This is a genomic window from Sandarakinorhabdus glacialis (genome assembly GCF_014643455.1).
GTDB classification, from domain to species: Bacteria; Pseudomonadota; Alphaproteobacteria; order Sphingomonadales; family Sphingomonadaceae; genus Sandarakinorhabdus; species Sandarakinorhabdus glacialis.
Window position 1 is genome coordinate 185,039 of the sequence record NZ_BMJM01000003.1, and the last position, 22,687, is coordinate 207,725.

At 66.3% G+C, this 22,687-nt stretch carries 25 protein-coding genes and 1 tRNA gene; 21 read left to right on the plus strand and 5 right to left on the minus strand.

From position 1 onward, the window contains the following. Positions 1-75: 75 nt before the first annotated feature. The 11 genes from IEW98_RS05795 to IEW98_RS16730 all read left to right on the plus strand — a co-directional run bounded on the left by IEW98_RS05795 (position 76) and on the right by IEW98_RS16730 (position 7,072). Positions 76-531: a YbgC/FadM family acyl-CoA thioesterase gene (locus IEW98_RS05795; RefSeq protein WP_188761986.1), complete on the plus strand. Its 456-nt coding sequence runs from the start codon at positions 76-78 to the stop codon at positions 529-531. After that, complete coding sequence (gene tolQ / locus IEW98_RS05800; RefSeq protein ID WP_188761987.1) at positions 531-1,226, plus strand: protein TolQ; 696 nt, start codon at positions 531-533, stop codon at positions 1,224-1,226. Before IEW98_RS05795 ends, tolQ begins: the two co-directional genes overlap by 1 nt. After that, positions 1,226-1,693 carry an ExbD/TolR family protein gene (locus IEW98_RS05805; protein ID WP_188761988.1) on the plus strand — a complete coding sequence of 156 codons (468 nt, stop codon included), beginning with the start codon at positions 1,226-1,228 and terminating at the stop codon, positions 1,691-1,693. Before tolQ ends, IEW98_RS05805 begins: the two co-directional genes overlap by 1 nt. Beyond that, the gene (gene tolA / locus IEW98_RS05810; protein ID WP_188761989.1) at positions 1,690-2,532 is read left to right on the plus strand and encodes a cell envelope integrity protein TolA; all 843 of its coding nucleotides are present in this window, start codon (positions 1,690-1,692) and stop codon (positions 2,530-2,532) included. Before IEW98_RS05805 ends, tolA begins: the two co-directional genes overlap by 4 nt. A gap of 2 nt (positions 2,533-2,534) precedes the next feature. Then, complete coding sequence (locus IEW98_RS05815; protein WP_188761990.1) at positions 2,535-2,699, plus strand: hypothetical protein; 165 nt, start codon at positions 2,535-2,537, stop codon at positions 2,697-2,699. Continuing rightward, positions 2,699-3,055 (plus strand): GIY-YIG nuclease family protein, encoded by a 357-nt coding sequence (locus IEW98_RS05820; RefSeq protein WP_188761991.1) that lies wholly within the window; start codon positions 2,699-2,701, stop codon positions 3,053-3,055. Before IEW98_RS05815 ends, IEW98_RS05820 begins: the two co-directional genes overlap by 1 nt. Positions 3,056-3,131: 76 nt before the next feature. Next, a complete protein-coding gene (gene tolB / locus IEW98_RS05825) occupies positions 3,132-4,448 on the plus strand; it encodes a Tol-Pal system beta propeller repeat protein TolB (protein ID WP_188761992.1) in 1,317 nt (438 codons plus the stop codon). A 91-nt stretch (positions 4,449-4,539) separates the two neighbouring features. Continuing rightward, positions 4,540-5,094: a peptidoglycan-associated lipoprotein Pal gene (gene pal, locus IEW98_RS05830; RefSeq protein WP_188761993.1), complete on the plus strand. Its 555-nt coding sequence runs from the start codon at positions 4,540-4,542 to the stop codon at positions 5,092-5,094. A gap of 66 nt (positions 5,095-5,160) precedes the next feature. Further along, entirely contained in the window at positions 5,161-6,057 is an 897-nt protein-coding gene (fmt, locus tag IEW98_RS05835; RefSeq protein WP_188761994.1) for a methionyl-tRNA formyltransferase, read from the plus strand. Beyond that, complete coding sequence (truA, locus tag IEW98_RS05840) at positions 6,054-6,788, plus strand: tRNA pseudouridine(38-40) synthase TruA (RefSeq protein WP_188761995.1); 735 nt, start codon at positions 6,054-6,056, stop codon at positions 6,786-6,788. Before fmt ends, truA begins: the two co-directional genes overlap by 4 nt. 161 nt (positions 6,789-6,949) lie before the next feature. Continuing rightward, on the plus strand, positions 6,950-7,072 hold the full coding sequence (locus IEW98_RS16730; RefSeq protein ID WP_279380348.1) for a hypothetical protein: 123 nt from the start codon (positions 6,950-6,952) through the stop codon (positions 7,070-7,072). Here the strand turns inward: IEW98_RS16730 and IEW98_RS05845 are convergent. Together IEW98_RS05845 and IEW98_RS05850 are read right to left on the minus strand one after the other, a co-directional pair. Further along, on the minus strand, positions 7,069-8,556 hold the full coding sequence (locus tag IEW98_RS05845; protein ID WP_188761996.1) for an alkaline phosphatase: 1,488 nt from the start codon (positions 8,554-8,556) through the stop codon (positions 7,069-7,071). The two genes, IEW98_RS16730 and IEW98_RS05845, sit on opposite strands and share 4 nt — an antisense overlap. 43 nt (positions 8,557-8,599) lie before the next feature. Further along, positions 8,600-9,523: an isopenicillin N synthase family dioxygenase gene (locus IEW98_RS05850; RefSeq protein ID WP_188761997.1), complete on the minus strand. Its 924-nt coding sequence runs from the start codon at positions 9,521-9,523 to the stop codon at positions 8,600-8,602. A gap of 159 nt (positions 9,524-9,682) precedes the next feature. Here IEW98_RS05850 and IEW98_RS05855 point away from each other — a divergent pair. The 4 genes from IEW98_RS05855 to IEW98_RS05870 all read left to right on the plus strand — a co-directional run bounded on the left by IEW98_RS05855 (position 9,683) and on the right by IEW98_RS05870 (position 12,333). Further along, positions 9,683-9,759, plus strand: a tRNA-Met gene (locus tag IEW98_RS05855). A 16-nt stretch (positions 9,760-9,775) separates the two neighbouring features. Continuing rightward, positions 9,776-10,708, plus strand: coding sequence for an isoaspartyl peptidase/L-asparaginase family protein (locus IEW98_RS05860; RefSeq protein WP_188761998.1), 933 nt, complete (start codon positions 9,776-9,778; stop codon positions 10,706-10,708). 34 nt (positions 10,709-10,742) lie between these two features. After that, the gene (locus IEW98_RS05865) at positions 10,743-11,708 is read left to right on the plus strand and encodes an NAD(P)H-dependent flavin oxidoreductase (RefSeq protein WP_188761999.1); all 966 of its coding nucleotides are present in this window, start codon (positions 10,743-10,745) and stop codon (positions 11,706-11,708) included. Between the two features lie 208 nt (positions 11,709-11,916). Next, positions 11,917-12,333, plus strand: a complete 417-nt coding sequence (locus tag IEW98_RS05870; RefSeq protein WP_188762000.1) for a DUF3775 domain-containing protein — start codon at positions 11,917-11,919, stop codon at positions 12,331-12,333. 109 nt (positions 12,334-12,442) lie between these two features. Here IEW98_RS05870 and secF read toward each other — a convergent pair whose 3' ends face one another. The 3 genes from secF to yajC are packed head-to-tail and all read right to left on the minus strand — an operon-like array spanning position 12,443 to position 15,349. Beyond that, complete coding sequence (gene secF, locus IEW98_RS05875; protein ID WP_188762001.1) at positions 12,443-13,384, minus strand: protein translocase subunit SecF; 942 nt, start codon at positions 13,382-13,384, stop codon at positions 12,443-12,445. A gap of 16 nt (positions 13,385-13,400) precedes the next feature. Then, positions 13,401-14,996, minus strand: a complete 1,596-nt coding sequence (gene secD, locus IEW98_RS05880) for a protein translocase subunit SecD (protein WP_188762002.1) — start codon at positions 14,994-14,996, stop codon at positions 13,401-13,403. Between the two features lie 5 nt (positions 14,997-15,001). Continuing rightward, entirely contained in the window at positions 15,002-15,349 is a 348-nt protein-coding gene (yajC, locus tag IEW98_RS05885; RefSeq protein ID WP_188762003.1) for a preprotein translocase subunit YajC, read from the minus strand. Positions 15,350-15,480: 131 nt separating this feature from the next. Here yajC and IEW98_RS05890 point away from each other — a divergent pair, with 131 nt between their 5' ends. The 6 genes from IEW98_RS05890 to IEW98_RS05915 all read left to right on the plus strand — a co-directional run bounded on the left by IEW98_RS05890 (position 15,481) and on the right by IEW98_RS05915 (position 22,580). Next, complete coding sequence (locus IEW98_RS05890) at positions 15,481-15,942, plus strand: hypothetical protein (protein WP_188762004.1); 462 nt, start codon at positions 15,481-15,483, stop codon at positions 15,940-15,942. Further along, complete coding sequence (locus IEW98_RS05895; RefSeq protein WP_188762005.1) at positions 15,939-16,769, plus strand: DUF815 domain-containing protein; 831 nt, start codon at positions 15,939-15,941, stop codon at positions 16,767-16,769. The genes IEW98_RS05890 and IEW98_RS05895 overlap by 4 nt, the downstream gene beginning before the upstream one ends. Positions 16,770-16,919: 150 nt before the next feature. Next, positions 16,920-17,663, plus strand: coding sequence for a DUF3011 domain-containing protein (locus IEW98_RS05900; protein WP_188762006.1), 744 nt, complete (start codon positions 16,920-16,922; stop codon positions 17,661-17,663). Positions 17,664-17,986: 323 nt separating this feature from the next. Beyond that, a complete protein-coding gene (locus IEW98_RS05905) occupies positions 17,987-18,703 on the plus strand; it encodes a DUF3011 domain-containing protein (protein WP_188762007.1) in 717 nt (238 codons plus the stop codon). A gap of 110 nt (positions 18,704-18,813) precedes the next feature. Next, complete coding sequence (gene sppA / locus IEW98_RS05910; protein ID WP_188762008.1) at positions 18,814-20,703, plus strand: signal peptide peptidase SppA; 1,890 nt, start codon at positions 18,814-18,816, stop codon at positions 20,701-20,703. Between the two features lie 134 nt (positions 20,704-20,837). Continuing rightward, on the plus strand, positions 20,838-22,580 hold the full coding sequence (locus IEW98_RS05915) for a DUF4153 domain-containing protein (RefSeq protein ID WP_188762009.1): 1,743 nt from the start codon (positions 20,838-20,840) through the stop codon (positions 22,578-22,580). Positions 22,581-22,687: the final 107 nt, after the last annotated feature.

A 22,687-nucleotide genomic window follows, 5' to 3' on the forward strand; every position in this document is an offset into this window, starting at 1 on the left:
CGCGCCCGGCCATCCGTTGCAACCATGCGCCCGGTAGTGCTTCCCCCGCCCCATGCCATCCCCTAAGACGGCAGCGTGAAACCGTTCATCCCCACCAATGGCGAAATCATCGATGGTCGCCACCATTATCCGGTCCGCGTCTATTTCGAGGACACGGACATGACCGGCATCGTCTATCACGCCAATTACCTGCACTATATGGAGCGCGCGCGCACCGAGATGCTGCGGCTGTCGGGTGTCATCCACACCGAGATGATGGGCGCCCGCGCCGGCTATTACGCCGTCCATTCGATGAACATCACCTGGTTTCGCCCGGCGCGCCTCGACGATGAACTGACCGTCGTCAGCCGCGTCACCAAGGTCCGCGCCGCCGCCACCTGCCTCATCCACGACGTCATGCGCGGCGCCGAATTGCTGTGCAGCGGCGCGGTCACGGCCGCATTCCTCGATATGGACGGCCGGCCGCGGCGACAGGCGCGCGACTGGCACGAACGCTTCACCCTCCTCATGCAACAGGCCGCGACCCCATAATGGATCCCATTGCCAAAGCTGCCGCCGAACTGAGCCCCTGGGCACTGTTCGTACAGGCCGATATCGTCGTCAAACTGGTCATGCTGCTGCTGCTGGCCGCCAGCGTCTGGTCATGGGCGATCATCGTCGAGCGCTCGCGCCGCCTGCGCACCATCAACGGCCAGGCCAAGCAGTTCGAGGAATGGTTCTGGAAGGCCGAAAGCCTCGACGCGCTGTACGACCCTGCCGCCAAGGCCAACCACCCGTCGGCCAAGATGTTCGTCGCCGGCATGAACGAATGGCGCCGCAGCGTCGCGCGCGGCCGCATCGATCGCGAAGGCGTGCGCGGCCGGCTGGCGTCGACAACCCAGGTCAGCATCGCGCGCGAAGTCGACGATCTCGGCGACCGGCTCAACATCCTCGCCACCATCGGTGCCGTCGCGCCGTTCGTCGGGCTGTTCGGTACCGTCTGGGGCATCATGGGCGCGTTCACCTCGATCGCCGCGTCGCAAAACACCACGCTTGCCGTCGTCGCGCCGGGTATCGCCGAGGCGTTGTTCGCCACCGCGATGGGCCTGTTCGCGGCTATCCCGGCGGTGATCGGCTATAACCGCCTGCTCCATAATGTCGGCCGGCTCGAAGCCCGGCTGAGCGCCTTTGCCGAGGAATTCCAGGGCCTGTTATCGCGGCAGCTCGACGGCATGGAGCAGAAATAATGGCGATGGGCCTGCCCAACCGCCGCGGCCGGCGCGCGCCGATGGCCGACATCAACATCACCCCGATGGTCGATGTCATGCTGGTGCTGCTGATCATCTTCATGGTGACGGCGCCGCTGCTGGTAACCGGCGTGCCGATCGACCTGCCCGACAGCAAGGCGAAGGCGCTGCAGTCCGATGACGTGCCGATCCAGGTCAGCATCGATTCTGGCGGCCAGGTCTTCATCGACCAGCAAAAGGTGCCGGGTGCCAATCTGGCGGCGAAACTGGCGGCACTGCGCGGGGCGCGCCGGGACGAGGCGCGCGTCTATGTCCGCGCCGATCGGGCGCTCGATTATGGCCGGGTGATGCAGCTCGTCGGCGAAGTCTCCGCCGCCGGCTTCCGCAAGGTCGCGCTGGTCAGCGATCAACGCGCCGCGACCGCCAGCGAAAGCCCGGCCGAAACTTCGGCGACCAACCAGCCGTGACCGAACGCCGTGCGCTGCTGGCGGCGGCGGCCGCGCATATCATCCTGTTCGCCGCGCTGAGCATCGGCTGGCAGTTTGCGCCCAAACCCCTGGCGCCGGCCGAGGAAATGATCCCGGTCGATTTCGTCGACATCGCCGACGTGCCGCGCGTGACCGAGGCGCCCAAGCCGTCGATGAAAGCCGCGCCGCAGGAGACCGTGACGCCCGAGCCGGCGCCGGTGGAGCCCGAGCCAACGCCCGAGCCTACCCCTGCCCCGACCGACGCGGTGCCGCTGCCGGAGCCCAAGACCGAGCCGAAGCCGGTGCCAACAAAGCCCGCACCGCCCAAGCCGGTGCCGCCGAAGCCCGAACCCGCCAAGAAGCCGGCCCCCGAAAAACCGCGCGAATCGAAGCCGCTCGACACGTCGGTGCTCAGCAACCTGATCGACAAGGCGCTGCCCAAGGCCCGGGTCAAGCCGCTCGATACCTCGGATCTCGCCAAGAGCATCGGCGTCGCAGCCCCCAAACAGGCGCGGATCGACCCGCGCGCTGCGGCAACTCTGGCGCAGGCGATCCAGGCCCAGGTCGCACCGTGCTGGAACCCGCCGATCGGCGGGACCGACGTGCGCAAGATGACCGTGGTGATCCGCGCCGACTATGCCCGCGACGGCAGCGTCATCGGCCAGCCCACGGTGGTCTCCCAGACCGGCACGAGCACCGGCAATTCCGATTATTCCCGCGCCTTCGCCGAAACCGCCCGCCGCGCGGTCCTCCGCTGCCAACCGCTGAAGCTGCCGGCGAATTTGTACGATCTGTGGAAATCGGTCGAGATCAATTTTGATCCGGAAAGCATGACGTGAGGGTGGCTGGATTTGGCGCTGCCTTTGTTGCCGTCACCACCACCCCTCTCGCCGTCACCACCACCCTTCTTGCCGTCACCCCGGCGAAGGCCGGGGCCCATCTCCTGCGCGCGCCAGGTAGGCCGACACGCGCTCCCGCAAGCGCCGTCTTCAACAGCGCCGGCTGATGGAAAAAGGCGGCCATGTCTACATTCTCGCCAACCGCCGCCAGGGCGCGCTCTACGTCGGCGTCACGTCAGACCTGATGCGCCGAATGTCCGAACACCGCCAGGGACTGACACCCGGTTTCACTCTCGAACACGGCATCCACCGCTTGGTCTGGCTGGAGCAGTTCGGCGAAATCCTGCCAGCAATCGCCTGGGAAAAGCTACTCAAGAAATGGCATAGGGACTGGAAGATCCGCTTGATCGAAGAAGCGAACCCCGATTGGCACGACCTTGCGGTGTCAATCCTCGGCTTCGCGCCGATGAACGCCGCCTATCCGGCAAGCGCAGGAGATGGGCCCCGGCCTTCGCCGGGGTGACGAATCAAGTTCGGAAATCCACACTCCCCACAAGCATCCCCTCCCCACTCTGTTATCGAGGTGCTACACCCCCGCCATGCGCATGATTATCGCTTCCCTCGCCCTGCTGACAGCGTTCCCGGCAGTCGCCGCCCCGATCCGGGTCGACATCAACTCGGGCATTGCCCAGCCGCTGCCGATCGCGGTCCCCGGTTTTGCCACCGCCGCCGCCCAGCCGACCGAGGCCGGCACCACGGCCGAACTGGGGCAGCGCGTCGCCAAGGTCATTTCCGACGACCTGCGATCGTCGGGCCTGTTTCGGCCGATCGACCCCGCCGCCTTCACCACTTCCGTCAGCGTCCCCGACGTGACCCGGCCGCAGTTCGCCAACTGGCGCACCGTCGCCGCCCAGGCGCTCGTCACCGGTACCGTCACCGCCAACCCGGATGGCGGCATCACCGTCGGCTGCTACGCCTATGACGTGTTTTCATCGGAGGAACTGGCGCGCCAGGGGTTCGTCACCACCGCCGCCGGTTGGCGCCGCGCCGCGCACAAATGCGCCGATCTCGTCTATTCACGGCTGACCGGCGAGACCGGCTATTTCGACAGCCGCATCGTCTATGTCTCAGAAACCGGGCGGAAGACCAAGCGCATCAAGCGCCTCGCGGTCATGGACCAGGACGGCGCCGGCCACCGGTTCCTGACCAGCGGCCAGAACCTTGTGCTGACGCCGCGGTTCGCGCCGAACCAGCAGACCATCACCTACATGTCCTTCGAGGGTAATCGCCCGCGGGTCTGGCTCTACACGCTCGGTTCGGGCCGCCAGCAGGCGATCGGCGACTTTCCCAACATGAGCTTTGCGCCGCGGTTTTCGCCCGATGGCTCGAACCTGATCTTCTCGATGTCGACCGGCGGCAACACCGATGTCTACCGCCTCGATATCAGCAGCCGGCAACTGACCCGGCTGACCACCCAGACCGGCATCGACACCGCACCGAGCTATTCGCCCGACGGCCGCCGGATCGTCTTCGAAAGCGATCGCGGCGGCTCGCAGCAGCTTTACGTGATGAACGCCGACGGTTCGGGCCAGCAGCGCATCAGCTTTGGCGACGGCCGTGCCGCGACGCCGGTCTGGAGCCCGCGCGGCGACCTGATCGCTTTCACCCGTATCGGCGGCGGGCGCTTTTCGATCGGCGTCATGAAACCCGACGGCTCGGGCGAGCGGCTCCTGACCAATGCCTATCAGGACGAAGGCCCGACCTGGTCGCCCAACGGCCGCGTCATCCTGTTCTTCCGCTCGGCGCGCGGCGGGCCCGTGGACCTTTATTCGGTCGATCTTTCGGGCCAGAATGAGCGCAAGGTGCCGACCCCACTCGATGGTTCGGACCCGGCCTGGTCGCCCTTGCTGCCCTAGCGTCACCGACCCCGAAACTTGCCAAGACAGCGGCTTCGTCTAGAAAGGCGTTTCGGGGATGACAGTATTTTACGTAAACAAGGAAATCGGCATGTCCCAGCGTTTGCTCTCCCTGCCCCTGATCGCCGCGCTGGCGATCACGGTCTCTGCCTGCGCAACGAAGAAGAAGGATCTGCCACCACCGCCGCCGACGGCCACGACCCCCAGCACGCCCGGTACCGGGCTCGACAGCGGCACCGGCACGCCGCCGGTGGCTGGTGTCGGCAACGCCAACATTCCGGGTTCGGCCGCCGATTTCGCCGCCCAGTCGGGGACCGACACGGTGCTGTTCCAGTATGACAGCTACGAGATCGACGACGAGGCACGCACCATCCTCGGCAAGCAGGCCGAATGGCTGGCGCGCTATCCCAACGTCCGTGTCACCGTCGAAGGCCATGCCGATGAACGCGGCACCCGCGAATACAACCTCGCGCTCGGTGATCGCCGCGCCACCGCCGCCAAGAACTTCCTCGCTGCCCAAGGCGTCGGCACGTCGCGGATGACGACGATCAGCTACGGCAAGGAACGCCCGGTCGCCGAAGGCTCGGACGAGGCCGCCTGGGCGCTCAATCGCCGCTCGGTGACGGTCGTCGCCAGCGCCAGCTGACCCGCAACCGGCGGCAATGAAGGACTGCCTCTTGCCGCCGGATGCAACTTCCCCCTAACCACGCCCATGCGCATCATTTTCATGGGCACGCCGCCCTTCGCCGTTCCCGCGCTCGACGCGCTTGTTGCCGCCGGGCACGAGATCGCTGCGGTCTATACGCGCGCGCCGCAGCCCGCCGGGCGCGGCAAGGCGCTGGCCCGCTCGGCCGTCCATGACCGTGCCGAAGCGCTCGGTTTCCCGGTCCACACGCCGCGCACCCTGCGCGATATCGAGGCACAGGCGGTGTTTGCCGCACATGGCGCCGATGTCGCCGTCGTCGCCGCCTATGGGTTGCTGCTGCCGCAAGCCGTGCTCGACGCGCCGAAACGCGGCTGCATCAACATCCATGCGTCGCTGCTGCCGCGCTGGCGGGGGGCAGCGCCGATCCAGCGCGCCATCCTCGCCGGCGATGCCGAGACCGGCGTGACCATCATGCAGATGGAAGCCGGGCTCGACACCGGGCCGATGATCTTGGCGCGGGCGACACTGGTGGCTGACAAGACCGCCGGCGCGCTGACCGTGGAACTGGCGTCGATCGGTGCCGAACTGGTCGTCGAAGCCCTGCAGGGGCCGCTGACCGCTGTTACCCAACCCGAGCAGGGCATGACGCTGGCGCCCAAGATCGCCAAGTCTGAAGCCCGGCTCGATTTCACATTGCCCGCAGCGACACTCGAGCGCGCAGTGCGAGCGTTCAACCCGGCCCCCGGGGCTTTCACCGAGATCGCCGGCGAACGCGTCAAAATCCTCGCCGCCGACGTCGTGCCGGGCGCATTTGCCCCCGGCGAGGTCGGTCCGGACCTCGTCATCGGCGCGGCCGACGGAGCCTTGCGCGTCATCACCGCCCAGCGCCCCGGCAAGCCCGCGATGCCGGTCCGGGCCTTGCTCAACGGCTGGACCATCCCGCCCGGTACGCGCGCCGGATGAAGCGCTTTCGCATAATCGTCGAATATGATGGCCGGCCCTTTGCCGGCTGGCAGCGGCAACCCGACGCCCCTTCCGTCCAGGGCGCCATCGAGGCGGCGATCCACGCCTTCAGCGGCGAAAACGTCATCGTCTACGGCGCCGGGCGGACCGACGCCGGCGTCCATGCCGCCGCCATGGTCGCCCATTTCGATTTCGAACGGCCGATGTCGCCGTTCCGGCTGGCGACGGCGATCAACTCGCAGCTGCGGGCACACCCGATCTCGATCATCGGCTGCGAAGTCGCCCCGGGGTTTCACGCCCGCTTCGATTGTACCGGGCGCGCCTATCGCTACCACATCATCAACCGCCGCGCGCCGCTGACCTGGCAGGAGGGGCTGGCGTGGCGGGTTTCGCTGGCGCTCGACGCCGACGCCATGCACGCGGCGGCGCAACTGCTTGTCGGCCATCATGATTTCACCACCTTCCGATCGACCGCCTGCCAGTCGGCATCGCCCGAAAAGACCCTCGAGCGCCTGAGTGTCACGCGGCACGGCGACGACATCATCGTGGAGGCCGAAGCACGATCGTTTCTCCATCACCAGGTGCGCTCGATGGTCGGCTGCCTCGCGCTTGTCGGCCATGGCAAATGGTCCGCCGACGATCTGAAAGCGGCGCTGGAAGCGCGTGATCGCACGGCGCTCGGCCTCAATGCACCGCCCGACGGGCTATTCTTTGTGACAGCACATTACTGAAATGTGTCGGTAGCCTTTACAGAAGGCTAACGGCCGCCGCGACGCGCAAATGACACCGTTGTCTTATATCAAGCAGTTCGTCGCAAAAAAGTCACATGGCACAATTCTTGCTTAACGAATTGCGAGGATAGTCACCGTCAAAAGACGATCCGGGGAGTAGCATGACAGAAAGCAAGAATCACAGGTTTCGCGTGCGTCCGGCGCTATGGCTCTGGGGCGCCGGCTTGCTGCTTGGCGTCGTCAGTGGTTCGCTCGTCGCCGCCGGGCTGGCCAACCAGCTCTAGCGCCAGCCCAACGCCGCCGCGATGATATGAAAAATCACGTTCTGCTCGATGACGCCGCTGACCAGTTCCGAGCGCGGGCCGTCGGCGAACAGTGCAACATCCTCGCCGCCATGCGATTCGCCATCGGTGCCATAGGTCTTGTCGGACAGGTAATTCTTGTCGTTCGGCGCCAGCCGGCGTGACAGGCCTGGCGTCACAAAAGCGCCATTGGCATAGCTCAGCGTCGTCATCGGCTGCCCACGGTCGTCGAGCGCATAGCCTTCCGGGCTGACATTACCGCGGGATTCGCCCGCCGCTGCATTCTTGATATAACCCAGAATATCGTTGCCGCGCTCGGGATAGCCCGCCATCGTCAGCGTGTGGCTGTGATCGGCGGTAACCAGCACCAGCGTCTCGTTCAGGTCGACCGTCGCCAGCACCGCAGCCACCGCGCGAGAGAACTGCTGTGTCTCCGAAAGTGCCCGTGACGGATTGCTGGCATGATGGGCATGGTCGATCCGCCCACCCTCGATCATCAGATAATAGCCCTCGGGGCTGCTCGCCTTCATCTTCGCCACCGCAAACTGCGCCATCTCGGTCAGGCTCGGCTCCTTCGCCGTGTCGCGATCCGCCTCGAAAGTCAGGTGATCCATGGCGAACAGCCCGAGCACCGGCCCCGGCGCACCCGGCTTGAGCGCGCGAAATCCGGCGGCGTCCGACACATAGCGACCGCCCGTAAACCGCCCCTGCCACTTGGTCACCAGATTGACGCCATCGTCGCGCAGGCCACCGGCGCTGATCGGCAGGAACCGCCCGGCCCCGCCGCCAAGCGCCAGGTCAAGCCCGCCGCCCGGCTTGAAATCGACCAGCTGGCTGGCCAGGTCCGGACACGAATCCTTGTGCGCTTCCGACGAATAGGCCTTGTCCGACCCCTCCCAGTTGCGGTTCGGCTCGTGCCCGTAGACTGCCGCCGGCGTCGCATGGGTGATCCGCGTCGTCGTCACGATACCGACCGCCATGCCCTGCCGCTTGGCGATCTCGGCAATCGTTCGCGGCAGCTTGTCGGGTGTCGCGCAATCGGCCGCCGTCTGGTTCTGGCCGAAATTGATATAGCCGATGCGCGTCTTCACCCCGGTATTCATCGCGCTCGCCGTCCCGGCGCTGTCGGCGACCTGGGCGTTGGTATTATACGTCTTCACCAGCGCGACGTGCGGCAGCTTCTCGAAGCTCAGGCTGTTCTCCTCGCCGGTCCGCCGCGGCGAGCCATCGGTCGGATATTGCGCGTCATAGATGCGCCCGGCGGTGATCGTCGCGATGCCCATGCCGTCGCCGATCATCAGGATGACGTTCTTAGCCCGCTTCGGCCGGTTGACGGCCTCGATCCGGCTGTCGATCGCTGCCTCGCCGGCCTGCCACCATTCGTCCTTCAACGGCGTATCGAGCACCGGCGCCGCCACCACAGGTGCACCAATGCCGACCAGGATCGCCGCTAGGATCAAGCGCATCTTCAATTCTCCGACAAGAAACCGCCCGTGTGGAGCAGAATTGTTACAACAGCTTGATCTCGCGAAGTCGTTCGCGAAGATATTCGTCGGCTGTGATCGGCGGATATTCAGCCGGCCCACCGGGCATCGTCTCGATCAGGTAATCCGGCGCGAAATGCAGGAAATACGGCGTCGAATACCGCGGCACCGCGGCGCGCTCGGGTGATGGATTGACGACGCGGTGGGTCGTCGACGGCAACCGCCCCCCGGTCAGCCGCTGCAGCATGTCGCCGATATTGCACACCAGGGTGCCCTGCGGCGCCGCGATATCGTGCCATTCGCCGATCCGCGCCAGCAATTGCAGCCCCGCCTCCTCGGCGCCGAGCAGCAGCGTGATGACATTGATATCCTCATGCGCACCGGCCCGGATCGCCCCGGCCTCGGCACCGCTGACCGGCGGGTAATGCAGCAGCCGCAGGATGGAATTCCCATCCGTCACCGGCCCGGCAAAGAATTCCGGCTCGAGCCCGAGGTGCACCGCAATCGCCCGCAGCATCCGCCGCCCAGCATGATCGAGCGCCGCGTACAGTGCCAGCTGCGCCTCGCGAAAATCGGCGACCTCCGCCGGCCAGATATTCGCCGGCATGACGCTTTCGAACCGGTGCCCGGCGGGCAGTTCGCGGCCGATGTGCCAGAATTCCTTGAGGTCCGACAGCGCCGCGCCCTTGGCTGCCTCGATGCCGAACGGCGTCAGCCCGCGCTGGCCCCCGCCGCCCCGGACGACATATTGCGCCTTTACCGCCTCGGGCAGTGCAAACAAGGCCTTGGCCGTGCCCAGCGCCCGGTCAATCACGCCTTGCGCGATGCCATGCTCGCTGACGACGGCAAATCCGGTGCGCGCAAACGCATCGCCGAACGCATCGGCGGCGGCGCCAAGGTCGCTATCTACCAGGCGCAGGGGAATCGGCTCGATATCGGCAAGGCTCATGCCCGGCTTCTGCCTCAACCGGGCCGACAAGAACAGTGCCGCATTTCCCGGCGACAACGCTTGGTGGCATCCCAAACGCGCGTTCCGTGTCCGACGGCACAGCAACGCTGTTGACCGCCCGCGCGCCATCCGACTATAGCGGCGCCTCACTGGACATTTGGCAGCGTAGCTCAGTTGGTGAGAGCGCCGGATTCATAACCCGGAGGTCGGCAGTTCAAATCTGCCCGCTGCTACCATCGGTGACGGATAATCATGGACAAGACTTCGACCTGGTCGCTGGCGATCCACGGCGGCTCGGGGACCATGACCCGGGCCTCGATCGGCGAAGGCCTGGCATTCCGCGCCGGGCTTGATGCCGCGCTGGTCGCCGGCGCCGCTATCCTGGCAGACGGCGGCAGTGCGCTCGATGCCGTCGAAGCCGCCGTCTGCCGGCTCGAGGATGACCCCCAGTTCAACGCCGGCCGCGGCGCAGTTTTCACCGCGGAGGGCCGCAACGAGCTCGACGCCGCGATCATGGACGGCAGCGCGCGCATCGCCGGCGCCGTCGCCGGGCTGACCCGCACCAAAAACCCGATCGGCGCGGCGCGCGCCGTCATGGAGGGCAGCCCGCACATCTTGCTCGCCCGCGACGGCGCCGACATCTTCGCGCTCGAACAGGGCCTCGAACAAGTCGAGCCGGCGTATTTCCGCACCGAGGAACGCTGGCAGGCGCTGCAATCGATGAAGGCAGCCGCAGCGCGCGGCGAGCCGCTGTTCGACAAGAATCTCAAATATGGCACCGTCGGCGCGGTGGCACGCGACAGCGCCGGCAAGCTCGCGGCGGCGACCTCGACCGGCGGGCTGACCGGCAAGCGCTGGGGTCGCATCGGCGATTCTCCCCTCGTTGGTGCCGGCACCTGGGCCGATGGCGCCGTGGCGATCTCGGCAACAGGCTCGGGCGAGGATTTCATCCGCATCGGCGCCGCCCACGAGATTTCGGCACGCGTTCGGTTCCTCGGCGAAACCCCGCAGGCCGCAGCATCGACGATCGTTGCCGAACTGAAGGCGCTCGGCGGCGACGGGGGCCTGATATTCGCCGGGCACGACGGCAGCGTCGGCTGGGCCTTCAACACCCCCGGCATGTACCGCGCCTGCACCGCCGCCTCCCAAAAGCCTGTGGTGGCCATCTTCGACGACGAAGGTTAAGGTTGCCGCAAACGTCAACCGGAGCGATCTCACGATGACAATGCCCGCCCAGTTCAAGAACCGGCTTTCGATCCCGGTCATCGGTTCGCCGCTATTCATTATCTCCGGCCCCGAGCTGGTCATGGCGCAATGCCGCGCCGGCATCATCGGCAGCTTTCCCAGCCTCAACGCCCGGCCCATCGCCCAGTTCGAGGAATGGCTGCAGCGGCTCGACACCGAGCTGACCCCGCAGGACGCTCCCTATGCGGTCAATCTGATCGTCCACAAATCGAACGACCGCCTCATGGCCGATCTCGAGCTGTGCGTGAAATACAAGGTGCCGCTGATCATCACCTCATTGGGTGCGCGCTATGACGTCAACGAGGCCATCCACAGCTATGGCGGCATCGTCATGCACGACGTCATCACCAACGCCTTTGCCCGCAAGGCCGTCGAAAAGGGCGCCGATGGCCTGATCGCCGTCGCCGCCGGCGCTGGTGGCCACGCCGGCACCATCTCGCCGTTCGCGCTGGTCCAGGAGATCCGCGAATGGTTCGACGGCCCCCTGGCGCTGTCGGGATCGATGGCGACCGGCGAGTCGGTGCTCGCCGCCGAGGCGCTGGGGGCCGATTTCGGCTATATGGGGTCGGCGTTCATTGCCACCACCGAAGCGCGCGCCGCGCAGGACTACAAGGACATGATCGTCGGCTCGGTCGCCTCCGACATCGTCTATTCCAACCTGTTCACCGGCGTTCACGGCAATTATTTGCGCCCGTCGATCATCCGCGCCGGCATGGACCCCGACGATCTGGCGGTCAGCGACCCGAGCGCCATGAACTTCGGCAGCGGCGGCAATACCGAAGCAAAAGCGTGGAAGGACATCTGGGGCTGCGGCCAGGGCATCAACGCCATCAAGGACGTCGTTCCGGCCGCCGACCTTGTGGCGCGGCTGCGGCGTGAATATATGGCCGGCAGGGCAAGGCTGCTCGGCAACTCCGCCGAAGCCATCGCCGCGGAGTAGTCTCGATGACCGCCAACACCGAACTCAGTCGCCGCGGCAAGTTGTTGTGGCTTGCCGGCGCCGTGCTGCTCGGGCTCGCGAGCCAGTGGTGCATCAACTATGGCGCCTGCGCCGCGCCGGTCTGATCGAACCGCATCGGGGTTGACGGAACATAGGTGCCTGTCGCGCATTGTTGGCCGCACAGGCACGCACGAAAGGCTCCCGCCCCATGGAACTGACTATCGCCGTTGAAATCGTTTGCCGAATCGTCCAGCGCGCGCGGGAATTCGAAGCACTCATCCCCGATACCGATCCCGACGATGCCTCGGACCCGGTCGACGACGACCAGCTCGACGAGATCGAGGACGACCTCGACGAGGACGGCAACGAGAACCCCGCCGAAATCGAGCTGCGCGCCATCGTCGACGACCTCGCCGAAGACGAACAGGCCGAAGTCATCGCGCTCGCCATGGTCGGCCGCGGCACCTTCGAAGCCGATGAATGGGCCGATGCGCTCGATGCCGCCACCGAGGAAATCGATTCAGCCGCCGACTGGATGCTCGGCCAGCCGACCTTCAGCACCGACCTAGAAGCCGGCCTTGCCGCCTTCGACCTCAGCTGCGACGGCGTCGGCACGCTGGTCTGAGGCAGACAGCAACCCCTGAATAACTGTCTTTCCGGGCTTGACCCGGGACCCAGTTTCTTCTTTGCGCCGATAAAAACTGATCCCGGATCAAGCCCGGGACCAAACCAGCCTACCGCCGAACCACCCGCTCGGCATTCGCCACTTCCGGCGCTGCCCGGCTTTTCACGCCCAGCGAAATTAGCAGCGACGACGACACGAAGATCGACGAATACGTGCCGACCACGATCCCGAGCATCATCGCGGCGGTAAAGCCGAAGATCACATCCGGCCCGAGCAGCAGCATCGACGCCAGTGCGGCCAGCAACGTCACCGACGTCATCACCGTGCGCGGCAACGTCTCGTTGACCGACAGGTCGATGATCGGCCCGATATCCATGGTGCGGTATTTGCGCAGATTCTCGCGAATACGATCGTCGATGACGACCTTGTCGTTGAGCGAATAGCCGATGATCGTCAGCACGGCGGCGACGATATTGAGGTCGAACTCGAGCTGTGTCAGCGCAAAGAACCCCAAAGTCACGATGACGTCATGGACCAGCGCCACCACCGTCGAGACGCCGAAATACCATTCGAAGCGGATCCAGGTGAACAGCGCCACCGCCGCCATCGACAGCAGCACCGCCCAGATCCCCGATTCGATCAGCTCGGCCGAAACCTTGCCCGAAACCGATTCCGTGCGCCGGAACATCACTTCGCCATAGCCGGATTTCAGGCCGTTCTGGACCTTGGCGACGACCTTCTGAACCGCGCCCTGCTCGCCTTCGGGCAGCGGCAGCCGGATCAGGATGTTGCGCGGGCTGCCGAATTCCTGCAGCGCCGAAGTGCCGACGCCAAGGCTGTCGACCTTGGCGCGCAGGGCGTCGAGCGGCGGCGGCGCCTTGAATTCGACTTCCATGGTCAGGCCGCCGACAAAATCGACGCCCAGGTTGAGCCCACGCGTATAAAGCAGCGCCAGCGAGCCGAGCGTCAGCGCGATGGTCAGCGCGAACGCGATGAAGCGCGCGCGGACAAAACCGATGTTGGTGTTGTCGGGAATGATCTTCAACGGCATGCGAAATCCAGTCCCGTCATATCACCAGCACCGACGGCCGCGCCTTGAACAGCCAGCGCGACGCCATCAACCGCACCAGCGTCACCGCGGTGAACACCGATGTCGCGATACCGATCGACAACACCACGGCAAAGCCCTTGATCGGCCCCGACCCGAAGATGAACATGATCACGGCGACGATGATATTCAGGCTGTTGGCGTCCCAGATCGTCCGCGTCGCGTCGCGGAAACCGACCTCGACCGAGGGAATGACTCCCCTGCCCTTGCGCTGCTCCTCGCGGATGCGCTCGTTGATCAGCACGTTGGCGTCGACCGCGGCCCCGATGGTCAGCACCAGCCCGGCAATACCCGGCAACGTCAGCGTGAAACCCGCTCCCGACATCACACCCAGGATGAGGATGACGTTCACGATCAGCGCGATCACCGAATAAACGCCGAACCGGCCATAGACGGTGACCATGATCAGCGAAACCGCGAGCACCGCGACGATCGCGGCGATGGTCCCGGCGCGGATCGAATCCGCTCCGAGGTCCGGCCCGACGGTGCGTTCCTCGACGACCTTCAGTTCCACCGGCAGCTTGCCGGACCGCAGCAGGATCGCCAGCTCATTGGCGGTCGCGACCGTGTAGCTGCCCGAAATAATGCCCGATCCGCCAAGGATCGGCTCGTTGATGTTCGGCGCCGAGATTACCTTGCCGTCGAGCACGATGGCGAACGGCTTGCCGACATTGTCGCGCGTCGCCTGGGCAAACCGCCGTCCACCCGTCGAATCGAACCGGAAACTCACCGCCGGCGAGCCGTTCTGGTCCTGGCTCACCTGCGAATCGACGAGCTGGTCGCCATTGATGATCGCCCGGCGCCGCACCGCGATCGACCCGCCATCGAGCATCGGCAATATCTGGCTGCCCGGAGGGGCCCGGCCGGCAGCGACTTCGGCCGCATCCGCATTGACGTCGACCAGCTTGAATTCGAGCTTGGCGGTCTTGCCGAGCAACGCCTTCAGCGCCGCCGGATCCTGCAACCCCGGCACCTGCACGACAATGCGGTTCTGGCCCTGCCGAACGATCGTCGGCTCCCGCGTCCCCAGTTCATCGATGCGCTTGCGAATGACTTCGACCGCTTGCGCCATGGCATTGTCGATCGACGCCGCCACGCCGGCATCGGTTTCAGTCAGCACGATGCGGCTGTCGCCCGCTACCGTCACTTCGACATCGCGCGCCCCGCCAAGTCCGCCGATCGGCTGGGTAACCTTGCGCAGCGCCTCAACCGCGGCATCGATCCGCGCCGGGTCGGTCACTACCAGGCTCAATTGCCCGCCCGACGTCGACATGTCGGTAAACGCCACCGCCCCGCCCGGCACCTGCCGCAATTCGCTGCGCACGGTCTCCTCGAGCGTCTCGAGCTTGGTCTTGCGAACGTCGTCGGTCGACGCCTCGAGCATCAAATGCGAGCCGCCACGCAGATCGAGCCCGAGGCTCAACTGCTTCGACGGCACCCACGACGGCAGGCTCGCCGCCTGTTGTTCGGTCAGGAAATTCGGCGCGGCAAACAGGAACCCGAAGAAGATCGTCGCTGCGATCGACCAGACTTTCCACTGCGGAAAATCGAGCAAGGCGCTTACGCCCTGACGTCGTTGGCAGCGGCCGGAAGCGTCTTGGTGCGCACGTCCGAAAGCGTGCCCTTGAGCGCGCGGACCTTGACCTGCGGCGACAGCTCGATCTCGATCTCGCCGTCGTTGACGCGGATGACCTTGCCGATCAGCCCGCCGCCGGTAACGACTTCATCGCCCTTTTTCACGGCTTCGATCATCGCCCGGTGGTCCTTGGCGCGCCGTTGCTGCGGCCGGATCATCAGGAAATAGAAGATCGCGAAGATGGCGATATACGGGACAAAGGCGATCAGGCCCGCAAGGGCGCCGCCGCCTGCAGCACCTGCCGCTTGAGCATAGGCCGGGGATGCAAACATCGGTTCAGGCTTTCGTGGGGGTCCTGGCCAAGGGACCGTTCATGTCAAGCTGCGCGCTCTAGCTTGTCGAGACGCAAGGTGCAACGGCCGGTACACCCCGCCATCATATGTGATGCAGCTGTAACAATTCAATGCAACTAACCACCAAGGGCGGCGTTTCGTCCACGTCGCGGTCACAACGCGCATTCGAACTGCCGCGTTGTGACCGCGACAACCTTGCATCGGTATCAATGCTGACGGCCCCGGTAGACGCCATCCGCGTTCCAGCCGCCGATGACATGTTCGAACTGCTGCCCATCGCGTACATTGTCGTTCCGATGCACGCGGCTTATCGTCCCGTCGCTATATTCGCGGTGGATCGAATGGCTGCGCTGGAATTGCTCGCCCTGGCGCCGCGATTGGTCGGCATACCGATCGGCCTCGGTCTGGAACCGACGATTGGTAGCCTGTCCGACAACCGTTGGTGGCTGCGATGCCATCTTGTTTCTCCCCTGCTTCTATTAATTAACCGACCTTACATTGTAACACTATCGAAACGGTTTATGCGCGTGCTGGTGCCAATACGCGATTTTATGTCTAGACACCCGGCATGACCGACCCCCTGCTCCGCATCGCCGCCGCCCTCGAGCGCCTGTCGCCGCCCATCACCGACGCCGATCCCGCCCATGGCCACTGGTTCGTCTGGACCGCCGCTGGCCTCGCCGCCGTACCGCCGCCGCGCAGCGCGCCCCTCGCGCTCTATGCCGGCGTCGACACCCAGCGCGCCAACCTCCTCGAAAACGCCCGCCGCCACGCCGCCGGCCTGCCTGCCCATGACGTCCTGCTCTGGGGCGCCCGCGGCATGGGCAAAAGCTCGCTCGTCCGCGCTGTGCACGCCAGCCTCGCCGCCGACAACGAACACATCGCACTCGTCCAGGTCGCCCAGCCCGATCTCGAGACCCTGCCCCGCCTCTTCACCCGCCTCGCCGCGACGGACCGCCGCTTCACCATCTTTCTCGACGACCTGTCGCTCGACGGCGACGACGGCAAGGTCCACGCCCTGCGCTCGCTGCTCGACGGCGGCGTCATGGCGCGCCCCGAGCACATCCGGCTCGCGGTCACCTCGAACCGCCGCAACCTCGTGCCGCGCAGCATGGCCGAGAACGACGCCCACCCTGACGCAAACGCCGTCAACATGCGTGACGTCACCGACGATCGCCTCGCGCTCGCCGACCGCTTCGGGCTGCGGCTCGGCTTTCACAATTGCGACCAGCCGACCTACCTGGCGATCTGCCGCAACTATGCCGGCGCGCTCGGCCTGCCCTTCGACCCGCACGCCGCCCTGGCCTGGGCTACCGGCCGCGGCGCCCGTTCGGGCCGTGTCGCCTGGCAGTTCTCCGTCGAGACCGCCGGTGCCGCCGGGCGCCAGATCAATCTCTGACACCGCCGCCGGGCGACGCATTCAATTGTATCCCTCTCGACAAGCTCCTTGCGCAAGCGCATCAACGCGGCAATTCGTTGCCGGTCCCGGGGAGACCATCGATGCTGTACCGGATTGCCCTCGCCATTTCCGGCGCAATCCTCGCGAGCATTGCCTTTGTCACGCCGGCGGCGGCCCAGCGCCCGGCGCCCGGCGCCCGAGAACCAGCGCATCCGCTGCGAATCCCGTAATTACCAGCCCGCTGCGTGCAGCGTCCCCGGCGCCCTCGTTGCCCGCGTCGTCCAACAGCTCGGCGGCCAGTGCATCCAAGGCCAGACCTGGGGCTTCAATCGCAAGGGCGTCTTCGTCAGCGACGGCTGCCGCGCCGTCTTCGATGTCACCGTCAACGGCTATGGCGGCGGCAACGGGTCCGGCCCCGGCTACCCCGGTCCCGGCTATCCCGGCGGAGGCTATCCCGGCGGCGGCAACAGCGCCCGCACGATCCGCTGCGAGAGCCAGGACTACCGCCAGGTTCGCTGCCCCGTCGATACCCGCGGCGGTGTCCAGCTCGGCCGGGTACTCGGCAACACCCCGTGCCGCCAGGGCCAGAGCTGGGGCTTCGATCGCGGCGGGGTCTGGGTCAATGGCGGTTGCCGCGCCGAATTCCTTGTCGGCGATAACACCGCCGGTGGCGGCTATCCGGGCGGCGGCTATCCCGGTGCAGGTGGCCCGTCGCGCACCATCACCTGCGGCAGCATGAACTACCGCCCCGCGCGCTGCCCGATCGCCGGCGCCAACAGCGTCCGCATCAACCAGGTCATCGGCGGCGAGTGTATCCAGGGTCGCAGCTGGGGCTATGATCGCGACGGCGTCTGGGTCAATAACGGCTGCCGCGCGCGTTTTATCGCGAACTGACCGAAATAGTCTTGAGGAAGAATTCAATGCGCAAATTCGTCAATCTCTTCAGCGCTGCCGCGATGGTCGTTGCCCAGGTCGCCGCCACCGTCCCGGCGCTGGCACAGACCCCTGTCGCACCGACCGATCGCATGCAAAGACCACAGGTCCAGCCGCCCCGGCCGCCGCTAGATCCCAACCGTCCTCAGCCGCCTGTAAATCCCGATCGGCCGCGCCCGCCGACACAGCCACCCCGGCCAGTTATCCAGCCACCCCGGCCGGTAATCCAGCCACCCCGGCCGGTAATCCAGCCACCTCGGCCAGTAATCCAGCCACCTCGGCCAGTGATCCAGCCGCCCCGCCCACCCCGGCCTCCGATCGCCATCCAGCCGCCAATCTATCCGGGCTATGGCGGCAACTGGAACGGCAACACCATCCGCTGCGCATCGCAGGACTACCGCTACCGTGAATGCCGCGCCGATACCCGCGGCGGCGTCCGGCTCGTCCGCGTCCGCGGCGGCCAATGCGTCCAGGGCCGGACGTGGGGCTTCCGTCCCAATCTGATCTGGGTCAACAATGGCTGCCGGGCCGATTTCCAGACCCGCTCGGGTTACGGCGGCGGCAACAACAACGGCGGCGGCGGTCCCTCGGCGGGAGTCATCATCGGCGGCGTCGTCGTTGCCGCCGGGCTCGTGGCGCTGCTGGCCAACTCAAACAACAAATCCGCACCGCAATCCGGCAACACCGCAGCGCCGCTGCCGCAGCAGCCGTTCCAACCGCCTGCGACCAACCAGGGTCCGGCGCGTATTAGCGCCAACACCGGCGGCGTCACGCCATCGGCGCGGCCGTCGCTCAACACCTGCCTCACCGAAGCGGCAAAGCAGATCGGCGCGACCGGTGGTTCCGAAATCCGCCTCGATCGTCTCGACGATATCGAGGCCGGCAACGGCGGCTACCGCTTTCGTTTCCAGCTTGTTGCCGTCTATCCTGACGAAAACCGCACCATCCCGACCTTTTGCCGGGCAACACCGACCAAGCTCGTCGAATTGACTTTCGGCTGACCACAGGCTGCGTCCGGGCAATCACTGCGGTGATTTGCCCGGACAACACAGTTGCGGAACGACCTGCCCCGCCGCTATGACGAAGGGATGATCTTGCCCAAGGCCGTTTGATGACCATTGTCCGCACTGCATGGCGCGTTCTTGTCGGCGTCAAGGACCTGCTCGTCCTGCTGCTTCTGCTGCTGTTTTTCGGCCTGCTCTGGACGGTGCTCAACAGCCGCGCGGCGCTCAGCGTGCCCGGTGGCAGCGCACTCGTGCTCAACCTCGATGGCGGCATCGTCGACCAGGCTGCCGAGCAAAGCGCCTTCCAGCTTGTCACCGGCAGCAATATCGGCAGCCAGCGCCAGGCGCGCGACATCATCAAGGCGATCGAAAACGCTACTACCGACAGCCGCATAAAGGTGCTGGTCCTCGATCTCGATACATTCGTCGGCGCCGGCCAGGCCAATCTCCAGTCGATCGGCGCCGCCATTCAGAAATTCCGCAAAGCCGGCAAGCCCGTCCACGCCTATGCCACCGCCTACACCGATGCCGGCTATTACCTCGCGGCGCAGGCCGACAGCATCTGGCTCAATCCGCTCGGCGGCGTGTTGGTGACCGGCCCCGGCGGCACCAACCTGTATTTTGCCAAGGCACTCGAAAAGCTCAGCGTCGACGTCAACGTTTTCAAGGTCGGCACCTACAAGGCCGCGGTCGAACCCTTTACCCGCGGCGACAGCTCGCCCGAGGCCCGCGCCGCCAACCAGGCGCTCGTCGACAGCCTGTGGGCCAGTTTCATCCGTGACGTGAAGATCGTCCGCCCCGGCGCCGACATCAACGCCTTTATCGCGCAGATGCCGCAGCGCCTCGGTGCCGCCGGCGGCGACCAGGCCAAGGCAGCGCTCGACGCCAGGCTGGTCGACACCATTGGCACGCGCAGCGATTTCGACGCGGCGATGGTCAAGCTCGTCGGCGAAGGCGAACAGCGCAGCTTCGGCACCTTCAACGGCCTGACTCTCGACCGCTACAGTGCGGCGACGCAATCGGTCGTGCCCGCCGGCGGCGACGCTGTCGGCATCGTCTATGTCACCGGCAACATCGTCGACGGCGAGGCACCGCGCGGCACCGCCGGCGGCACCACCATCGCCCGCGCCATTGCCCGGGCCATCGCCGACGACAGCGACATCAAGGCACTCGTGGTGCGCGTCGATTCCGGCGGCGGCTCGGTGCTGGCGTCGGAAACCATCCGCCAGGCACTGATCGACGCCAAAAAGGCCGGCCTGCCGATCGTCGCGTCGTTCGGGCCGGTCGCCGCCTCGGGCGGCTATTGGGTGGCGACCGCCGCCGACGAGATCTTCGCCCAGCCTTCGACGATAACCGGCTCGATCGGCGTCTTTGCCATCATTCCCAGTTTCAACCGCGCCCTGACCGAACTCGGCATCGGCGCCGACGGCGTCAAGTCGACACCCTATTCGGGCGAGCCCGATATCCTGCGCGGTCTGTCGCCCGAAACCCGCGTCATCCTGCAATCCAGCGTCGAGGACATCTATCGCCGCTTCACGACTTTGGTCGCGACGGCGCGCAAGCTGCCGGTGGCCGAGGTCGATCGCATCGGCCAGGGCCGCGTCTGGTCGGGCGACACCGCGCTGCAATTGAAGCTTGTCGACAAGCTGGGCGGGCTCGATGCCGCCGTCGCCGCCGCCGCTGCCCGCGCCGGCATCAAGGGGGATGTCCGCACCGTCGATATCGAGCGCCAGCAATCGCCGTTCGTGGCGCTGCTCTCGGGCTTCATGGGCTCCGGCGAGGAACAGGAACAAGCCAGCCGCGACCCCTTCGCCAAGCTCGCTGCCGGCTCGCGGATGAAGCTGTTCGCCGCCGTCGGCGACCTGCAGGCAATGGCCAACGGCCCGACGATGCAGGCCACCTGCATGGAATGCAGCATGCTCGGCGGCAGCCCCCGCGTCGCCGCCGCCGCACAAGGCAGCTCGGTGCTGGCGAAAGCGGCCGCAGCGCTGCGCTAAAGCGGCGACGAGCCCTCCCAGCCGTCACCCCAATTCAGATCGTCACCCCGGCGAAGGCCGGGGCCCATCTCCCGAACGTCGTAGCCAAGGCAATATCCGCTTCTCTACCACCGGATAACCATTAAGCTGGCGCAATGACCACCCCCGCCGTACCCCCGCAGATCTGGCCCCTCCGCACCTGGGGCCTCGCCCTTCTCGGCGCGGCAGTCGGCCTCGCCTGCAACGCCATCCTTCCCGGCGACCTCAACAACCCCGGCACGACGCGCCTCGCCATCGCCGTCTTCGCCATCGTCGCCGCCCTCGCCCTCGCCAATGTCGTCGAACGCACCCGGCCATTGTGGAGCGCCGGTTTCGCCATCGTCGCCGGGCTCATCGCCGCCGGTGTCGTCCTGCAGGGCGGCCCGGCTTTCGGCGACGACGTCAGCGTCTGGCGCCTCGTCTGCGCCGCACTCGCCATCGCCATCGCGACGCCGTTGTTCCAGGCCTGGCGCGAAGCGCAAACCGGCCTGGACCGCAACGCGCAGCCCGAACCCCCCGCCCACTTTCATTGGCACATCCCCTACCCCGCCGCGCACAACCGCGCCCGGACCAACCTCGTGCTCTGGTTCACCAGCTTCGCCTTTCTCGGCATTACCTGGCTGCTGGTCTTCCTGCTGGCCGCGCTGTTCCACCTGATCGGCATCGATGCGCTCCGCCACCTCATCGAGCAACGCTGGTTCGCCTATATGCTTTCCGGCACCGCGCTCGGGGCCGGCATCGGGCTTCTGCGTGACCGCGACGCCATCCTCGGCACGCTGCAGCGCGTCGTCACCACCGTGCTGGCGGTCCTCGCCCCCGCACTCGCCATCGGCCTTGTCGGCTTCGTCGCCGCGCTGCCCTTCACCGGCATCGAAATCCTGTGGAGCGCCACCCGCTCGGCAACCCCGATCATGCTCGGCTGCTCGATCGCCGCACTCGTCCTCCTCAACGCCGTGACCGGCGACGCGCCGGCCGAGGAAGCCCGCAGCAAAATCCTCCGCTGGTCGGCGCTGGCACTGTCGGCAACGCTGCCGGTGCTCGCCGTCATCGCCGCCGTCTCGACCGGCGTTCGCATCGCCCAGTACGGCGTCACCCCCGACCGGCTATGGGCGCTGACTTTCACCATCATCGCGGCCGCCTATGCCGCCGCTTATTTCTTCGCGCCCGTGGCCGGTCGCGGCAACTGGATGGCGCTCATCCGCCGCGGCAACCTCCACCTCGGCCTCGCCCTGTGCGCCGCGGCGCTTCTGCTGGCGACACCGCTTATCGATTTCGGCGCCATCTCGGCGCATAGCCAGGTCGCCCGGCTCGAACGCGGCAGCACCAGCGCCGCCGAATTCGACTGGCGGGCATTGCGCTACGATTATGGCGCCGCCGGCCGAACCGCCCTCGCCCGCCTCGCCAAAAGCCCCGATCCGGCAATCCGCAAGGCCGCGCTATCGGCTCAGGCCAGCAAGTCGCGCTACGACCTCGGCACGGCCAGCGGACAAATCGACCGACGCGGCGAAATCGGCCGCAATCTGGTCGTCATCCCGGCCACCGTCAAAATGCCACCCGCGCTGCTCGATCTCATCGTCGGCCAGGGCTTGTGCTGGAACGCGGCCGTGCCGTGCGTTGTCATTCTCGAAGGCACGGCCTCCACCGTGCTCGGCGATGCCGCGACCTCGCAGCAGGCGCGCCGGCTGAATCTCGGTGGAGACGGCAAGTGGCAATTGGACACGACCGGCAGCACCGACATGACCGCCAGGCGCGATCCGGCTGTCGACGCCGCGATCCGCGCCGGCAAGACCGAGATCCGCGACATCCCGCAACGCCAGCTTTTTGTGGACGGCAAGCCGGTGGGACCGCCATTCAGGTAACTCGATAACGGCGATGTCCCAAATCGATTGGATTTCACCCCGCCAACTCCCTATCTCGGGCATGAAATTGTTCTCGAAGTACCGGCCGCGTACCGTCGGCCATCCCG

Bases quoted from the DNA above. Each gene is read 5' to 3' on its own strand.
- truA (WP_188761995.1), top strand. From the start codon at position 6,054: ATGAAGCGCTTTCGCATAATCGTCGAATATGATGGCCGGCCCTTTGCC.
- IEW98_RS05820 (WP_188761991.1), top strand. From the start codon at position 2,699: ATGGAAAAAGGCGGCCATGTCTACATTCTCGCCAACCGCCGCCAGGGC.
- pal (WP_188761993.1), top strand. From the start codon at position 4,540: ATGTCCCAGCGTTTGCTCTCCCTGCCCCTGATCGCCGCGCTGGCGATC.
- IEW98_RS05890 (WP_188762004.1), top strand. From the start codon at position 15,481: ATGCAACTAACCACCAAGGGCGGCGTTTCGTCCACGTCGCGGTCACAA.
- tolB (WP_188761992.1), top strand. From the start codon at position 3,132: ATGCGCATGATTATCGCTTCCCTCGCCCTGCTGACAGCGTTCCCGGCA.
- IEW98_RS05845 (WP_188761996.1), bottom strand. From the start codon at position 8,556: ATGCGCTTGATCCTAGCGGCGATCCTGGTCGGCATTGGTGCACCTGTG.
- fmt (WP_188761994.1), top strand. From the start codon at position 5,161: ATGCGCATCATTTTCATGGGCACGCCGCCCTTCGCCGTTCCCGCGCTC.
- yajC (WP_188762003.1), bottom strand. From the start codon at position 15,349: ATGTTTGCATCCCCGGCCTATGCTCAAGCGGCAGGTGCTGCAGGCGGC.
- IEW98_RS05915 (WP_188762009.1), top strand. From the start codon at position 20,838: ATGACCACCCCCGCCGTACCCCCGCAGATCTGGCCCCTCCGCACCTGG.
- IEW98_RS05860 (WP_188761998.1), top strand. From the start codon at position 9,776: ATGGACAAGACTTCGACCTGGTCGCTGGCGATCCACGGCGGCTCGGGG.
- IEW98_RS05865 (WP_188761999.1), top strand. From the start codon at position 10,743: ATGACAATGCCCGCCCAGTTCAAGAACCGGCTTTCGATCCCGGTCATC.
- sppA (WP_188762008.1), top strand. From the start codon at position 18,814: ATGACCATTGTCCGCACTGCATGGCGCGTTCTTGTCGGCGTCAAGGAC.
- IEW98_RS05895 (WP_188762005.1), top strand. From the start codon at position 15,939: ATGACCGACCCCCTGCTCCGCATCGCCGCCGCCCTCGAGCGCCTGTCG.
- secF (WP_188762001.1), bottom strand. From the start codon at position 13,384: ATGCCGTTGAAGATCATTCCCGACAACACCAACATCGGTTTTGTCCGC.
- tolQ (WP_188761987.1), top strand. From the start codon at position 531: ATGGATCCCATTGCCAAAGCTGCCGCCGAACTGAGCCCCTGGGCACTG.
- IEW98_RS16730 (WP_279380348.1), top strand. From the start codon at position 6,950: ATGACAGAAAGCAAGAATCACAGGTTTCGCGTGCGTCCGGCGCTATGG.
- IEW98_RS05805 (WP_188761988.1), top strand. From the start codon at position 1,226: ATGGCGATGGGCCTGCCCAACCGCCGCGGCCGGCGCGCGCCGATGGCC.
- IEW98_RS05870 (WP_188762000.1), top strand. From the start codon at position 11,917: ATGGAACTGACTATCGCCGTTGAAATCGTTTGCCGAATCGTCCAGCGC.
- IEW98_RS05850 (WP_188761997.1), bottom strand. From the start codon at position 9,523: ATGAGCCTTGCCGATATCGAGCCGATTCCCCTGCGCCTGGTAGATAGC.